The organism is Pantoea deleyi (assembly GCF_022647325.1).
GTDB lineage: Bacteria > Pseudomonadota > Gammaproteobacteria > Enterobacterales > Enterobacteriaceae > Pantoea > Pantoea deleyi.
The window spans coordinates 1302037-1320199 of the sequence record NZ_CP071405.1 but is presented as its reverse complement, the minus strand read 5'-3'; the positions used below and the strand labels follow the sequence as shown (position 1 = coordinate 1320199).

The 18163-nt window shown below is 65.1% G+C and carries 1 protein-coding gene; it reads right to left on the bottom strand.

Going from position 1 to position 18163, the window contains the following annotated elements; all coding sequences use genetic code 11:
• Positions 1-43: 43 nt before the first annotated feature.
• Positions 44-18049: an Ig-like domain-containing protein gene (locus tag J1C59_RS06250; RefSeq protein ID WP_140917195.1), complete on the bottom strand. Its 18006-nt coding sequence runs from the start codon at positions 18047-18049 to the stop codon at positions 44-46.
• Between the last annotated feature and the right edge of the window lie 114 nt (positions 18050-18163).

Genomic DNA, 18163 nt, shown 5'->3' with positions numbered 1-18163 from the left:
TTCGCACCCGCTTCGCCTGTCGCGCTGACAGCATCCGTGGTCTTTACACGACGTGAACCTGCAGATTCTGCTGCACCAGCACATCCCCCAGCGTGTTATCGCTGCTCAGTGCCGAGTTGTGGTAGATCTCAAAGACTCTGCCCTCCACAGTGCGCTCGCCGCTGACTTCCCAGATCCCGCCGTTGCTGTTAGCCAGCGTCACCTGGCTGCCATCCGCCCCTTTGATCAGCAGATCGTCACTCTGTTTATCCGTGATGTTGAGTGCCTCATTGAGGTCGAGCTTCACGGCGTTGGTGCCGGTTCTGCCCAGGTCGAGTACCTCAATGTGTTCGACCTTCAGGCCCAGCGCGGTGAGATCCAGCGTGAGATTCTCACCGTTGAGCACCAGGGTATCGGTGCCTGCACCGCCGTCGATGTGGGTAAAGTTAAGGTCGCTGACCGTCACGATATCCGCACCGCTGCTGCCGACCACCGAGGCGCCTTCCGCCGTGCTGCCATCTGCCAGCGTGATCACCACGCCGCCGATGGTGTAGACCCCCTCATCTGCCGGGGCCGCCACCACCGCCGCCACGGTCTCACTGACCGGCGCGGTTTCGCTGCTGCTGACCGGCGTCACGCTATCCGCCTCCGTGACCAGCGTGGAGGCTACCGCCACCGTGGCGCTGCTCTCCTCGCCGCTGGTGCTGGCCGTGTGCTGCGTCTCAGAGCCGACACTGGCGAGCGTGGCGCTGTCATCCACCAGCGAGAACAGGGCAACCGACTCGGTTGCCGCCAGCGTCACCGGCAGCAGCGAGCCCAGGATCAGGGTGTTGGTAGTGGTGTAGCTGTTTCCGGCCGCATCGACAATCGAGACTTTGGCCAGGGTATTCAGTGACAGCAGCAGACCGCCAACCGACAGCAGCGACGGTGAGAAGTTAACGGCGTAACGTCCCAGCGCATCGGTCGTGGTCGTCAGCGTCGGCCCGTTGCTGCCGTTGGAGAGCAGCAGCGTCACGCTGACCTTCGTGCCCTGGGCCGCGTTCAGCGAACCGCCCTGCACCACCAGGCCATAGAGCGCAGAACCGACCAGGCTGAGCACCGGATCGACCCCGACCAGCGGCTGGTTATGCGACAGCGCGGTAAAGGTGCTGTTGCTGGTCGCGGTGTTGCCACCGATATCCGCCACCGTCACGGTCAGCGGATGACTGCCGTCCGCGATCCCTTTCAGCGTCGCTGACGGCACGCTGACGCTCCATGTGCCATCCGCCCCGACCGTGGTGGTGAGAACCGCGCCCGCCACGTTAACCGTGACCCTGCCGCCCACCGCGTTGGTGCTGCTTCCCCGGATGATTTCACCGCTGTTTGCTTCCGCAATGTTGAGGTAACCATCACCGCCAAAGAAGCTGTTCACGCTCACCGTCGGCAGCGTGTGGCTCACCACCGCCAGCGACGACGACACCGTACCGGTGCTGCCTGCGCCGTTGACCACGCTGGCGGTCACGGTCTGCAGGCCATCCGCGATGGCGGCGAGGTTAGCCGCCGGCACGGAGAGGCTCCAGTTGCCGTTGCTGCTGACCGTAGTGCTGTAGGTCTGGCCGCCCAGCGTCACCCGCACCACCGATCCCTCGGCGTTGCTGGCGGTGCCGCTGATGGTCTGGGCCGTTTTCACATCCACGGCGCTCAGGGCACTGTCGCCAAACAGTGAGGTAATGGCGACCACCGGCGTCGACTGACTGATGACGCTGAGTGTACCGCTGCTGTTGACCACGTTGCCGTAGGCGTCCGTACCGGTCACCGTGACGGTCTTCGTGCCATCGGTGATCGCCGTCAGATCCGCCTTCGGTACGCTGATGCTCCAGTTTCCGCCGCTGACCACTTTGGTGGTGTAGGTCAGGCCATTCAGCGTGGCGCTGACCACAGAGCCTGCAGAGAGGCTGGAGGTGCCGCTCAGCGTCTGGTTAGAGGCCAGATCCGCCGCGCTCAGCACGCCATCGCCAAACACCGTATTGACGGAGAGCGTGGGCTGAACCAGCCCCAGCGAAACGCCCGCGCTGGTGCTGCTGACGTTGCCGACCAGGTCGGTCACCGACGCGCTGACGGTGAAATTACCGTTCAGCAGCGTCGAGAGCACCGCTGGCGACACCGTCGTTGAGAAGCTGCCGTCTGCGTTGACCAGCGCCGTGGCGGTGGTATTGCCAATCGCCAGCGTGACGCGGCTGCCTGCTGCGACCCCGGAAACGGTGCCGCTGATGGTCTGCGTCACCAGCGATTCCGCCAGGTTCAGCACGCCATCCCCGAACAGCGGATTCAGCGTGACTTTTGGCAGAGTGTGGATGCCGACCAGGGCGGTGGCATTCGCGCTGCTGGTGTTACCGGCGCTGTCGGTTACGCTGACGCCGACCGTCAGCGTGCCATCCGCCAGCCCCTGCAGCAGGGCTGGCGACAGCGGAACATTGAAGTTGCCGTTCACATCGGTCGACGTGACAAACTGCTGCGCGCCGACAGAAACCACCACGCGCGATCCCGCTTCCGCGCCGCCAATCACCCCACCCACCGTCTGTGCGAGCAGCGCGTCTGCCACATTCAGCAGACCGTCACCAAACAGCGGATTAATGGTGATGGTCGGCAGCAGCGTATCGACCCGGAACCCGGCGCTGGTTGACGCGGTGTTGCCCGCCGCGTCCGTCACCGACGCGCCGACGGTCAGGTTGCCCTGCGCCAGTGTGCCCAGAATATCCGGCGTGACCGTGGCACTGAACGCCCCGCCCGCACCCACCGTCGCGGTGACCTGGCTGTTGCCGACCGTGAGCGTCACCGTGGCGCCCTGGGCAACGTTGGTCACCACGCCGCTGATCACCTGGCTGGTGGCGATGTCGGCCAGGTTCAGCACGCCATCACCAAACAGCGACGTCAGCGAAACCGACGGCGCCTGGGTAAAGACACCGATGGTTGTGCTGCCGGAGGCCACGTTGCCGGCCGCATCCCGGACGCTGACGCCCAGCGTCAGATTGCCATCGAGCAGTGCGGTCAGATCGCTGGCCGGCAGGTTAACGCTCCAGGCCCCGCCCGCCTGCACCGTGGTGGTGTAGCTCTTGCTGCCAAAGGTAACCGTCACCTGCGAACCGGCCGCCGCATTCTGGATCACGCCGCCGACCAGCTGCCCGGCCGCGGCTTCCGCGATGTTCAGCAGGTTATCGCCGCCAAACAGCCCGGTAAGCTCACCCACCACCGGCACCGCATTGACAATCGACGTCACGGATTCCCCCACGGTACGGGTGTTGCCCGCGCCATCCGTCAGGGTCACGTTAAACGCCAGATTGCCATCGCCCAGCAGACCCAGCACCGACGGCGGCACCACGATGGCCCATTTTCCATCCTGACCCACGCTGGCGGAGAGCGTGGTTCCGCCCAGCAGCACCGACACGGTGGCGCCCACGCCCGCCGAGGTCGCCACCCCGGAAATCGTCTGTGCCACGGTGGCGTCCAGCGCGCTGAGCGTGCCGTCGCCAAACACCGAATCGACCACCAGCGTCAGCGCGCTGTTGACCACTTTGTTGACCGTCAGCGTGGCGTCCGTCTGGTTTCCGGCGCCGTCACTGACCCGCACGCCAAACACCAGCACACCTTCCGTCAGGCCCGCCAGCACCTCTGGCGTCAGGTTAAAACTCCAGCGTCCATCCGCACCGACGGTCGCGGTGGCGAGAGGCGCCGCATCGCCCAGGTAGAGAGCGATCGTCTGGCCCTCGGCCCCCTGCGCACTGCCGGTCAGCACCTGACTGGTCACCAGGTCAGCGGCGTTGATCAGGTTGTCGCCCAGGAATGCATCCACCTGCACCAGCGGCGCAGAGGTATTCACCGTGACCGGCTGGCTGGCTGTGCCCACGTTGCCCGCCAGATCGGTGAGCTGCGCGGTGATCACCAGCGTCGAGCCGTCGGTCAGCGCCTGCATAGCGCTGGCGGGTACGGTGGTGGACCAGCTGCCGTCGCTCTGCACAACGGCGCTGTAGGTCTGATTATCGAAGGTGACAGTGACCTGGCGGCCCGCTTCGCTGGCGTCGGTGGTGCCGCTGATGACCTGGCTGACACCGCTTTCACTGCTGTTCACCTGGTTATCGTCGGCAAAGTTATTGATAAACAGCGCCGGTGGCGTCAGGTCGATCAGAATATCTCCGCTGGTGCTGACCGGCGTGGTGCCGTCAGTGGCATTCACCGTGATCGTCACGCTGCCGTCCGCCTCCCCAAAGGCGCTGACCGGCAGGGCCGCCGTTGACCAGTTGCCCTGCGCATCCAGCGTGGTGCTGTACTCCAGATTATTGATTACCACCGTGACCACGCCCCCGGCATCCAGCCCGGATGAGGTGCCGCTTACGACCACCCCGCCCGCGAGATCCTGGGTGCTGATGATGTTGTCACCCGAGATGGTGCCCAGCGTCACTAACGGGCCTGCCGGTGGCGTCAGATCGACCGCCAGGCTGACCGAGCCCGTGCCGGTATTGCCGGCCAGATCGGTCACCGCCAGATTCAGGGTTGTGGCGGTGCCAAAGGTCGCCATCTGCTCTGGCGTCAGCGTCACGCTCCAGCTGCCGTTGGCCGCCACAATCGCGGTGCCAAGCAGCGTGTCATTCAGCGAGACCGTCACCACAGTTCCCGGTTCGGCACCGGTCGCCGTGCCGCTGAGCAGCTGCGGCTGAATGCTCTCGCCGTAATTCAGCACGTTGTCGCCGGTAAAGTCCGTGATGCTGAGCACCGGCGGCGTGGTGTCGAGCACCAGCGAGCTGTTAATCGTTGCGCTGTTACCCGCGCCATCGGTGACCGTGATGGTGACCGGATAGGTACCATCCGTCAGCGCCGAAAGCTGGTCCGCTGTCAGCGGCACCGCCCAGTTACCGCTGCTATCGGCCGTGGTGGTGTAGCGTTCGCCCCCCAGCGTCAGCTCGACGCGCTGATTCGGCTCCGCCTTGCCGGTCGTGCCGCTCAGGTTAATCCCGGCGGCAGCCTCATCAGCATTCACATAGCTGCCCAGGAAATCCGGGCTGACCACCGGTTTCGGTGCGATGAAGCTGGCGAAGAACGGCAGCTGCGCTGATGCGCTGTTGCCCGCCGCATCCACGACGTTAACCGTCAGCGTCTGCGCGCCATTCGTCAGCGAATTCAGGGCATTGGCCGGAATGTCCACCGTCCAGTTGCCGTCCGTATCCACCGTACCGGAATAGCGGCTGCCGTTGAGGTCAACGGTAATGCTGACCGCCTGATTTGCCCCAGTGCTGCCGGTAGTACCGGTCAGGGTGACCCCGGCCGCGGCTTCGCTGATGTTCAGCTGGTTATCGCCGCCAAAGGTGTCCGGCCTGAAGGTCGGTACCGGCAGGGTAACCGCCGTCACCACGTTCAGCGCGGTGCTGTCGCTGTTACCGGCGATGTCTGTCGCGGTCACGGTGATGGTGTGGCTGCCGGTGGTAAAGGTCGCTAACTGATCTGGCGAGAGCGTCAGCGACCAGCTGCCATCGTTCTGTACCGTGGCGGCCAGTGGCTCATTGTCGTTGAAACCTGAGATCAGCACCGCCACCGTCTGTCCGGCACCGGTAATACCGGTGGATCCCGTCAGAACCTGCGGATTGAGCGCCTCGGCCACGTTGAGCGCCCCGTCGCCAAACGGCAGATTCAGTGTGACATCCGGCAGCGTGTTGATGGCCACCAGTACCGTGCCGTTGATGCTGGCGCTGTTGCCGTTAGCGGCGGTGACGGTTACGCTGACCGGCCAGTTACCGTCCGGCAGGGTCTGCAGTAAATCCGGGGACAGGTCGAGCGACCAGCGCGTTTTCTCCGTATTCAGATCCGCCGTGTAGCGCGTGCCATTGATGGTCACCGTCACGCTCGCGGCATTCTGGCTGTTTACGTCTCCGGTCAGGCTACCGCCTGCGGCCGCCTCTGCGGCATTGATACGGCCATCGGTGAAGGGCGTATCCAGCGTCGGCTCCGCCAGTGGCGTCAGTGCCGAGGTGAAGGTTTTGCTCAGCTGGCTGGTGTTGCCTGCGCGGTCGGTCGTCACCAGGGTCAGCGTGTGCACACCGGCGCCCAGGCTGGCGATCACCTCCGGCGTCAGGCTGGCGCTCCAGTTCCCGCTGGCGTCAACCGTGACCGCCAGCGGGATGTTCTGATCGCCCACCGTGACGCTCAGGGTCTGACCGGCCACCACCGTTGAGGTGCCGGTGACCTGCTGAACCACACCCGCTTCCGTGATGTTGATGATGTTGTCACCAAACAGAATATCGGTGAAAACGGCGGAAACCGGTGGTGTCCTCAGGACCTCCACGTCTGCGGTTACCTGCGCCGGATTGCCGGCCGCATCTGTGGCGGTGACCACCACCTGCGTCACCCCATCGACCAGCGCGTCCAGCGCGTCCGGATCCAGCGTAAGCGTCCAGTTGCCGCTGGCATCGGTAGTGGTGCTGAACGGCTGCGAACCGACAGTGATGCTCAGTACGGTGCCTTCCGCCAGGTTGGTGCTGCCGCCACTCAGCGTCAGCGACCCTGCAATATCGGCGTCACTGACCAGCGCATCGCCAAACGGCGTCTGCAGGGTCAGGGCGGGCGGCGCATTAATCGCCACGTCGATCGACAGATCGCTGTTCGTCGTGACATTGCCCGCGGCGTCGGTGACCGACACGCTGATGCCGTTCGTGCCATCCGCCAGCTGCTGCAGATCGGCGGTGGGTATCGTGACCGACCAGCTGCCGTCCTCCGCGGCCGTGGTGGTGTAGCTGACGTTATTGAGCGTCACCGTGACCGGCAGGCCGCCGGTGGTGGTGCCCCCGATGGTGAGATCCTGGAGCGATTCCGCCACGTCCAGGATATCACCTGCGCTGACCGTGATGCCGGTCAGTGCAGGTGGGGTGGTAATGAAGCTGACCTCCTGGCTGACGGTGGCCGGATTACCGGCCGCGTCGCTGGCCGTGACGGTAAAGGTTTGCGTGCTGCCGGACGCCAGGCCGGTAAAGGCGCCGGACGGCACCGTTACGCTCCAGTTGCCGTCAGCGTCGAGGGTGGTGGTGTAATCATTGCCGTTAAACGACACCGTGACCTGCGTGCCGGCGGCCAGCCGGGTACTGGCCCCGCTGACCACCACATCCGCGGCGGCCTCAATCGCATTGATCACATCATCCCCGGCCACCACATCGAGTGTCAGCGTCGGCTGAACCTGATCACTGGCCAGCACCACCAGAGAGGCGCTGCTGCTGGCCGGATTGCCCGACGCATCGGCGGAGACCACCACCAGCAGCTGGTCGCCATCCGGCAGATTAGCGAGATCGGCGGCAGGAACGGTCACCGTCCAGAGTCCCTCTCCGTCGACCGTGCCGCTGTACTGGATCCCGTTCAGCGTAACCGTCACCAGCTGGCCTGTCGCCAGGTTGGTGCTGCCGCCGCTGATAGCCAGATCCTGCTGCGCCTCCGCCTGATTCAGGAAGTTATCGCCACTGATGGGATCGAGGGTCAGGGTGGGCAGATTCGCGCTGTCCGCATCGCGCGTCAGGATCTGCGGCACCGTGGTCGGGTTGCCCGCCGCATCCGTCAGCGTCACCTCAACGGTATAGTCACCGTCTGTCAGCCCCTGAAGCACGCTGGCGGGCAGCGTGACCTGCCAGCTCCCGTCAGAGAGCACCAGGGTGCTGTAATCCACATCCTGGAAGCTCACGGTCACGGTCTGTCCGGCCTCCCCGACCGATGCGCTGCCGCTGATGATGACGGGTTCCAGCACCTCCAGTGAGTTGATGATGTTGTCGCCACCGATCGGGTTCAGGGTCAGCGTCGGGGGTGTCAGATCCACCGTCACCGCGCGGGTCAGCGAACCGCTATTGCCGGCGGCATCGCTGGCCGTGATCACCAGATCATTGACGCCCGGCGCCAGTAACTGCAGCTGCTCCGGCGTTAAGGTCAGCGTCCAGTTGCCCTGCGCATCCACCGTGGCAGGGTACGTCTCTCCGCCCAGCGTCACCGTTACCGACTGGCCGCTGGCCGCGACGCCGGTTGTGCCGCTCAGCGTCTGACTGAGCGCCGACTCCGCCAGGTTGAGATAGCCGTCGCCGAACGGGGTGTTAAGGCTGATCGCGAGGTCGCCGGTCGCCACGCTGATCTCGCGCGTTTCGGTCACCGGATTGCCCGCCGCATCGCTGACCGTTACCGTCAGGATATAGGCCCCGGCCGGAATGCCCGCCAGCGCCCCGGCAGGCAGCGTCAGGCTCCAGTCGCCATCCTGGCCCACGGTGGTGGTCCAGATCTGATTGTTCAGGGTCACGGTGACCCGCTGTCCGGCCTCCGCACTGCTGCTGCCACTCAGTTCAATCGGCGCAAGGCTTTCAGCGATATTGACGATGTTGTCATCCGCGACGGCATTCAGGGTCAGGGTCGGTGGCGTCAGATCGACCGTCACGCTGCCCTGGCTGCTGCCGCTGTTCCCGGCGGCATCCTGAACCGTCACGGTGTAGTCCACCACCGCTTCCGGCAGATCGGCCAGCGCCGTGGCGGGCACGCTGACCTGCCAGTTGCCGTTGCTGTCGACCGTGCCGGTGTAGGTGAGGCCATTCAGCAGCACGCTGACCGTCTGACCGTCGCCTGTGATGCCCGTGGTGCCGCTCAGCGTCTGGGCGGTGGCGATCTCGCTGCTGTTGAGCGTGCCGTCACCGAAGGCTGACACAATCTGGGGTGCCGGTGGCGTGGTCAGCACGCTGAGCGAGGCTTCGCTGCTCAGGGCCGCCCCCCCGCTGTCCGTCGCCGTGACCGTCAGCGTGTAAGGGCCGTCAGCCAGCGTCGTCAGCGCCTCAGCCGGAACGATAACGCTCCAGCGGCCGTCGGCCGACACCTGGGCGGTGTAGCTGACACTGTTGAACAGCAGCGTAACCAGACCGCCCTGCGGCACGTTGACGGCGCTGCCGGTGACGATCAGCGGCTGACCCAGCTCCAGCGCATTGAGGTAGTTGTCACCGCTGATGGCGTCAAGCGACAGGCCAGAGGCGTTGCTGTTAACGTCAAAGGTCAGATCACGGGTGGTGGTGTTGCCCGCCGCATCGCAGACGGCCACGGTGAAGGTGGCGCTGCCATCGGCAAGGGCGGCCAGCGCACCGGCTGGCACGATCAGGCTCCATGCCCCGCTGGCCTGCACGACGCCGCTGTAAACGGTACCCTCGAACGCCAGCGTGACCAGCTGGCCCGCTTCGACGTTGGTGGTGGTGCCGGTCAGACGCTGATCGGTCAGGCGTTCCGCGCCATCCACCACGTTGTCACCGGCAAAGGCATCCAGCGTCAGGGTGGGCAGCGTGCCCGCCTCCACTTTCAGCGTCAGATCGCGGCTGCTGGTGGTGCTGTTTCCGGCTTCATCGGTGGCGGTGACCGTCAGCGGATAGCTGCCGTTGCCCAGCCCGCTGTAAACGGTGGCGGGCAGCGCCAGCGACCAGTTGCCGTTGATGTCAGCGGTAGTGCTCAGGGTGGTGCCATTGAAGCTGGCCACGATCAGCGCATTGCCGTCGCTGCTGCCGCTCAGCGTCAGCGGCTGCTGACTCTCCACCGCGTTGATGATGCCATCGGACGGGGTGATAAAGTTCAGCGCTGGCGGCAGCGTATCGACCTGCAGCGTCCCCCCGGCCTGACTGCTGTTGCCCGCGACATCGCTGACCACCACGGTGTAAGGGGTGCTGCCCTGGGGCAGCGCAGCCAGCGCCTGTGGCGGAAGCGCCACCTGCCAGTTTCCTGCGGCATCGACCGTGCCGCTGTAGCTGATCCCGCCCAGGGTGATGCTGACGGTCTGGCCGTCGCCCGTCACGCCGGTGTTGCCGGTGATCGCGCCACCGGCTGCGGCTTCCTCAGCGTTGAGAATGCCATCCGTAAAGGCCACGCCCGGTGTAGCGACCGGCAGGGCGCTGGCCACGACGGTCAGGGTAGCGTCGCCGGTTGCCAGCGTCACTCCGTTAACGTCGCTGGCGGTCGCGGTGATCGTCTGCGGGCCATCGGCCGCCGTGCTGAAGGTCTCCGGCGGCAGCGTCAGGCTCCAGCTGCCATCGGCATTTACCGTCGTGCTGGCCGTGGCGCCGCTGGCGACCACGGTGATTAGCGTGCCCGCAGGCAGGCCGCTGGTGCTGCCGCTGACCGCGACAGGCTCACCCCGCTCCAGCGCGCTGAGGTAGTTGTCGCCGCTGATCGGCGCCAGCGCCAGCGACGGCAGGGTAGTGTCGACCGTGAAATCAAGCTGGCTGCTGGTGCTGTTCCCCACGGCGTTGATCACGCTGACGCTCAGGCTCTGACTGCCCTCGCCCAGCTCCGCCAGCGCACCCGCAGGCAGAATAATACGCCAGTTGCCGCTGGCTTCGACGACCCCGCTGTAGTCGGTGCCGTTCAGGGAGAGGATGACCTGCTGCCCCGGCTCGACGTTACTGCTGCTGCCGCTGACCGTAATCGGCTGCAGCTGCTCGGCCGCCGTGACGATGCCGTCGCCGGCAAAGGTGCTGCTGTCGACACGCAGCACCGGCTGTATCTCCGGCGCGGTAGCGACGTTCAGATCCACCACCTGGCTGCTCTGGTTGCCGTTAGCGCTGGTTTCGGTCACGGTGACAGGCACCGTACCCGGCGGCAGCGCGGCCAGCGCCTCAGGCGCAATCTGCAGCGACCACTGACCATTCACGCCGACGGTGGTGCTGTATAGCTGGTCATTAAGCTGAACGGTAACAATGTCGCCATTCTGACCGCTGCCGCTTACCTGCAGCGGCTCCAGAACTTCGCTGCTGTTCAGGGCATTGTCGCCACCGATCGGGGCGACGGCCAGCGGCGGCAACGTGGTGTCCACCGTCAGCTCACCGATCTGGCTGTTGCTGTTCCCGATGGCATCGGTCACGGTTACCACCACCTGATAGCTGCTGCCATTGGTCAGTCCGGCCAGCGCCGCAGGCGGCACCGGCAGTGACCAGTTCCCCGTCTCATCAACCGTGCCGGTATAGGTCACGCCATTCAGCGTCACGCTGACGCGGTCGCCCGCGCTTCCCGACCCGCTGAAGCTGAAGCCGGCGGCCTGCTCGGCGTTATTCAGGATGCCATCCCCGGCAGGCGTATTCAGGCTGAAGTCCGGGGCGGCGGTGTCGACGGTCACCGGGAATGGCGTGGTAGCCACATTGCCGTTCGCCGTGGTCACGGTCACGTTAAGATCGTAACGTCCATCGTTCAGCGACTGCAGGTCGGCAGAGGGCAGCGTAGCGGTCCAGCGGCCAGTGGCGTCCACCACCGCGTCATAGGACGCTCCGTTCAGCGTCAGGCTGACGCTGCTGCCCGGCGTCACGGTGCCGCTGATGGTCAGATCGGCTGCCGCTTCCGCCGCGCTGATGATGCCATCGACGGCGATCGGATCGACGGTCAGCACCGGCAGTCCGGTATCGACCGTCAGCGGTACGCTGATGCTGTTGCTGTTGCCCGCGACATCCGTGACCGTCACGGTAATCGGGTTGCTGCCCTGCGCCAGCGCCTGAAGTACGGACGGCGGCAGCGTCACGCTCCAGTTGCCGTTCGCCTCAACCGTGGCCGGATAGCTGATACCGCCCAGGGTCACGCTGACCGCCTGCCCCGGTTCGACAGAGCCGGTCAGCGTCTGCGCCACGCTGGCTTCCGCCGTATCGAGAATGCCATCGGTAAAGGGCGTATTCACCTGCGGTTCACCTGGCGGTGTAGTCGCCACCAGCAGGGACTGGCTGGCCTGCACCCCACCTGACGACGCGGTGACGGTGAGAGTGCCCTGCGGCAGATTCGCCAGATCGGCGGCCGGTATGCTCAGCGTCCAGCCACCGTTTTCATCGGTCAGGGTGGTATAGAGGGTGCCGCCCGGCACCAGAGTCACGCTGATCGGGCTGCCTGCGGGCAGGTTCGCCGACGCACCGTTGAGGATAAGCGCGCTCGCCGCTTCCAGCGCATTCAGCGTGCCATCATCGCTGATCGGCGCAATCGAGAGCAGCGGTTCTGCGGAGACGACGACAGTGAGCTGTCCGCCGGAAGGCTGCGCCGGGTTACCGGCCAGGTCCGAAATCGCCACGGTAAAGGGTTTATCCCCCGCCGCACCCAGCGATCCGGCGGGCAGCGTGACAACCCAGCTGCCGTCGGCCCGGACGACGCCATCGTAAGACTGACCGTTAATGGTCAGCAGCACCGGCTGGCCGGCCGGAATGTTAGTGACACTGCCCGTCACCAGAATGTCCGTCAGCTGTTCGGCGCTGTCGATCTGGTTATCGCCGGTCACGGCATCGATGGTCAGCACCGGCGGGTTGTCCACCAGCACGGTGACGCTGGAGATCAGGGTGCTGCTGTTGCCATAGGCGTCGCTGAGCACCACGTTAATCGGGTAGTTCGCATCACCCAGCTGGTTGACGATCGCAGCAGGCACCGTCACGCTCCACAGGCCGTCGCTGCCCACGGTCGCCGTGTAGGTTTCGTTGTTAAAGGTGACGCTGACCTGATTCCCCTGCGCGCCGCCGCGTCCGTCAATCACCAGATCCTGGGTGTGTTCCACGATGTTGATATAGCCATCGCTGGCTGGCACAGAAAGCTCCAGCAGCGGCGCCGTGGTCGCAAAGATCAGCGAACTGCCGGTCTGCGTGCTGTTGCCATCGGCGTCCGTCGCCACGACCAGAATCTGCTGCGTGCCGTCAGGCACACGGGTCAGGTCGGCGGCCGGAACGGTCACGCTCCAGCTGCCATCCTGCGCCACAACAGCGGAATAGGTCAGGTTGTTCAGGGTGACGCGAACGATATCGCCTTCATCGCCGGTTCCGCTGACAGTCAGCGGCTGCTGGGCATCCGCGACGTTAATCACCCCATCCGGAGCAGGATCGTTCAGCGTCAGCGACGGCAGCGCCGTCGACACCCGCAGCGCGGTGCTCTGGGTGCTGCTGTTCCCGGCCGGATCGGTCACCGTGACCGTCACCGGCAGAGTCTGATTCGGCAGCGCAGTCAGATCGGCTACCGGTACGGCGGCACTCCAGTTGCCGTCATCGCCGACCAGGGCGCTGTAGGTTTTGTTATTGAGCGTCACCGACACGCTGTCGCCTGGCTGACCGGTGCCGCTGATCTGCAGTGGCGCCGTCAGTTCATTGTTTGTCAGGACACCATCGCCGCCCGGCGCATTAACGGTCGCCACCGGAAGCTGCGTGCTGACCGTCAGGGTTTCGGTCTGCGAAGCCGTGTTACCGCTGGCGTCGGTCAGCGTTATGGTCAGCGGATAGCTGCTGCCATCGGCCAGCGCCTGCAGCGCGTCCGCAGGCAGATCCACGCGCCAGCTGCCTTCCCCATCCACAGTAGCGGTGTAGGTCTGGTTGTTCAGCGAAACAGAAACCACCTCGCCCGGCCGGGCACCTGAACCGCTGATCGGCACACCTGCCGCCACTTCAAGGCTGTTGAGGATGCCATCGCCGCCCGCGATCTCCCCCACATTCAGCACAGGCGGCAGCGTGTTGACGCTGAAGTTCAGCGTGTCCTCTGCGCGGTTGCCTGCTTCATCGATCGCGGTGACCGTCAGGCTGTTGGCGCCCTGCGGCAACAGCGCCAGATCGCCCGCTGGCAGCGACAGGCTCCAGCTTCCATCGTCATTGACGGGGGTGCTGTAGGTCTTGCCGTTAAGCTGCAGTTCGACCCGCTGGCCCGCCACGGCTTTCCCGGTGCTGCCGCCGATCAGCAGATCGCTGCCCGCCTCCAGCTGGTTAAGAATGCCATCGCTGATGGCGCTCTCCGCCAGCGTAATCTGTGGCAGCGTGTTTACCACCACGTTCAGCTGGGCGGAGTCGGTCAGCAGCGCGCCGGTGGCGTCGGTCGTGGTCGCCGAAATCACTTTAATGCCGTCGGTGATCCCCGCCAGATCGCCCGCCGGAACGGTGAGGGTCCAGAAACCACTGCTGTTCACCACCGCGCTGTAGGTGTTGTTGTTGAAATCGACCAGTACCGCCTGCCCCGGATTGACCCCGACCGCGGAGCCATTGATGACCAGATCGCTGCTCAGCTCCTGCAGGTTGAGGAAGCCATCCAGGCTGACAGGTTCGGTGATGGTAATAACACCCGGCTGACCGGGCGCTGGCTCAACATTGATGTCGCGGCTGTCGGTAGCCTGGACCCCTGCCGCCGTCGAAACGCTGACCGCGATGGTGGCGCTCCCCGCCGCCAGGGCGCTGAGTGCCGCAGACGGAATCGACACGCTCCAGCTGCCGTCGGCGTTGACCGTGCTGCTGTAGTTCTGGCCGCCGAGCGTAATCAGGACCGTCTGGCCCGCCTCCACATTGCTGGTGCTGCCGGAGAGGGTCTGATCCAGCGCTTTCTCGCTGTTATCGAGCAGGTCATCACCCGCAAAGATGGCGATCGCGATCGCCGGTGTGCCCGGTTGTGACGGGGTCTCTACCACAATCGCCCGATCTTCATTCGCTACGATCCCGGCCTGGGTGGTGACGCTGGCACTGATGGTCACACTTCCCGCCGCCAGAGCGGCCAGTGCGCTGGGGGGAACGTTCAGGCTCCAGCTGCCATCCCCGTTGACCGTGGCGCTGTAGGTCTGGTCGCCCAGCGTGACCGTCACGATCTGACCGGCCTCGACATTCGAGGTGGTGCCGCTGAGCAGCTGTTCGCTGTTCTTCTCATCGTTGTTCAGCACATCATCACCGGCAAACGGATTGATGGTGATCACGGGCTCGCCCGGCTGGGTCACCGGCGCTTCAACGGTGATCGGCAGGCTATCGCTGACGGCGGTTCCCGCCGCGTTGCTGACCGTGGCCACCAGAGTGGCCGTTCCGGCGGCCAGGGCGGCAAGCGCATCCGCCGGGATGGCGATATTCCAGCTGCCGTCGGCGTTGACCGTGCCGCTGTAGCTCTGACCGCCCAGCGTCACCGTGACAAGCTGGCCCGCCTCGACGTTGGTCGTGCTGCCGGAGACCGCCTGCGCCTCCAGCTTCTCATCGTTGTCGAGAATGTTGTCACCGGCAAAAACGTTGATGACCAGGGTCGGCGCGCCGGGCGCGGTGCCGGATGCCTCGACCAGGAAGTCACGCGTTTCGCTGACCGCCGTGCCGTTCTGATCGCTGACCGTGGCGCTCAGGGTTGCGCTGCCAGCGTTCAGCGCCGCCAGCGAGCTGGCCGGGATCGTGACGCTCCAGCGGCCATCCGCGCCAACCGTGGCCGTGAAGAGTTCTCCGTTCAGGGTGATGGAGACCTGCTGGCCTTCGCCGATGTTGGTCGTGCCACCGCTCAGCAGCTGATCGCTGGCTTTTTCGCTGTTGCTGAGGATGTCATCCACGGCAAAGGCGTCGATGGTGAGGGTAGCGGCGCCCGGCTGCGTTGCCGGGGCCTCGACGGTGATCGGCAGTGTGGCGGTAACGCTGTCGCCCGCCGCATTCGCGACCGAGACGGTGAGCGTGGTGCTGCCTGCCGCCAGCGCGTTGAGGGCCTCGGAAGGCACCGTAACGCTCCAGCGGCCATCGCCATCTACGCTGGCGCTGTAGGTCTGCCCGCCCAGGGTGACCGTGACAATCTGGCCGGGTTCGACATTGGTGGTCGTGCCGCTGACCACCTGCCCGGCCGCTTTTTCATCGTTGCTCAGCAGATTATCGCCCGCGAAGTTATCCAGGATGAGGCCCGGTTCACCCGGCTGCGTCGCCGGGGCTTCCACCGCAATGTCACGGGTTTCCGTGGCGCTGACGCCTGCGACGTTACTGACCGATACGCTGATGGCACTGGAGCCCGCAGGCAGATCCCCCAGCGCGGCGGCCGGGATGCTCACACGCCAGTTTCCATCGCCGTCCACGGTGCCCAGGTAAGTCTGGCCGCCCAGGGTAACGGTCACCGTCTGGCCCGCCTCGACGTTGGTGGTGGTGCCGGAGAGCGTCTGGGTGGTGCCTTTTTCGTCATTGCTCAGGATGTCATCCCCGGCAAACTGACCGATGGTGATCACAGGATCGCCCGCCGGGGTCACCGGGGCCTCGACATTCAGCGGCAGGCTGTTGGTCGCGGTGTTACCGGCCGCATTGCTGACCGACACCGTCAGGGTGGTCGTGCCCGCCGCCAGTGCGCTCAGGGCTGCTGACGGCAGCGTGATGCTCCAGTTGCCCTGCGCATCCACGGTGCCGCTGTAAGTCTGTCCGCCGAGGGTCACCGTCACCAACTGACCCGGCTCGACGTTGCTGGTGCTGCCGGTCACGGTCTGGTCGGTGGTTTTCTCGGCATTGCTCAGCTGGTTATCGCCGGTAAAGTCATCCAGCGTGATCGCTGGCGGGCCGGTCACTACCGGCGTATCGACGCTGATGGTGCGGTTTTCGCTGGCCTCGGTGCCCGCCTGGTTAGTCACGACGGCGGAGATTGCGATCGATCCGGCGGCCAGGGTATTCAGCGCCGCAGACGAGAGCGTGACGCTCCAGTTGCCCTGCGCATCCACCACCGCGCTGTAGGTCTGATCGCCCAGCGTGATGGTCACAACCTGCCCCGCCTCCACATTGGCGGTGCTGCCGCTCAGCAGCTGGTCGCTGTTTTTCTCGCTGTTGCTGAGGATGTCATCCCCCGCAAACTGATCGATGGTGATAACCGGCGTGCCCGGCTGCGTCACCGGTGCCTCGACGGTAAAGGTCAGGCTGCCGCTGGCGACGCTGCCCGCCTGGCTGGTGACGGTGGCCGTGGCGGTGGTGGTGCCGGAGGCGAGTGCCGCCAGCGCATCGGCAGGCACGGTGATGCTCCAGCTGCCGTCGGCCGCGACGCTGCCGCTGTAGCTCTGCCCGCCCAGAGTGACCGTCACGACCTGGCCGGCCTCGACGTTGCTGGTGCTGCCGGAGAGCGTCTGCGGCGTAGTTTTTTCGGCGTTGCTCAGCACGTCATCGCCGGTAAACGGTGCGATGGTCAGGGCTGGCACACCAGGCGTGGTATCAGGGGCCTGCACCTGAATGCCCAGGCTGGCGGATGCCGTGGTGCCGGCGGCGCTGGTGACGCTGACGTTGATGGTGCTGCTGCCTGCGGCCAGCGCGGAGAGGGCGGCGGCCGGAATGGAGACACTCCAGCTGCCATCTGCGCCCACGGTGGCGTTATAGGTCTGACCGCCCAGGGTGACCGTCACGATCTGCCCGGCCTCGACGTTACTGGTGCTGCCGGAGAGGGTCTGCGGTGAGGTTTTCTCGTTGTTATCCAGCAGATTGTCGCCGGCAAACGGATTGAGGCTGATAGCGGGTGTGGCGGGCGTGCCGGGATCCGGTGCGGCCACGGTGACGGGCAGGCTGCCGTTCGCCGTCGTGCCTGCGCCGTTGGTGACGCTGACATCGATGGTGGTGGAGCCCGCCGGGAGGGCCGCCAGCGCGGCGGCCGGAATAGTGACGCTCCAGCTGCCGTCCGCGCCGACGGGAGTGGTGTAGGTCTGGCCGCCCAGCGTCACGGTGACAATCTGGCCCGCTTCGACATTGCTGGTGGTTCCGCTCACCACCTGATCGCTGGTTTTTTCGGCGTTATCCAGTACGCCATCGCCGGCAAAGGCGTTCAGGGTGATGGCGGGGGTGCCTGGCGTGACCGGGGTTCCGGGATCGCTGCCGCCACCGTTCCCCCCGCCACCGCCGCCACCACCACCGCCTAAGCCCACGGCCAGTCCGGCTAAGCCCAGCACACCCAGACCGCCCGCCGTGATCACGCCCATCGAAGTGTTGGTGTTATCGGCCAGCAGCAGCGGCTCTACGCTGTCCAGGGATTCATAGGTTGGCGTAACCGAACTGGAGGCCAGTTCAGCGCTCTCGGCGGTCTGCGGAAAAAGCGCATGTTCCGGCGGATTGACGCCATCGTCGAACACCAGCTCGCTGTGCTGGCCATCAGCGTCGTCCAGAAAGAATTTCTGATAGCGAACGGTGCTGCCATCGCGCATGTGCAGCACCAGGTCGTTGCCCTGCCGCTCATACTGGGTGACCAGAGCGCGCGTGCCGTTGATACGCACGACGCTGGGCTCGGTGAGGTTAATGGATTGGGATGAACCGCCAACAGATTGCGAGATGAGCGTGCCATTTTCGCGCGAGATAATGTCTACACGGCCTTGCGTGAGTTCTGCCATTTTTAACCTCTATTCCACCAGACTGGCTAATATACTGAATCCATAAACATAAATTATTTTTATGCTTATGAAATTCACATGTAGGTTGTCCTCCCGGAAACGGAAGGCATATCC

Coding starts and splice junctions, on each gene's coding strand:
- J1C59_RS06250 (WP_140917195.1), bottom strand. CDS start 18,049: ATGGCAGAACTCACGCAAGGCCGTGTAGACATTATCTCGCGCGAAAAT.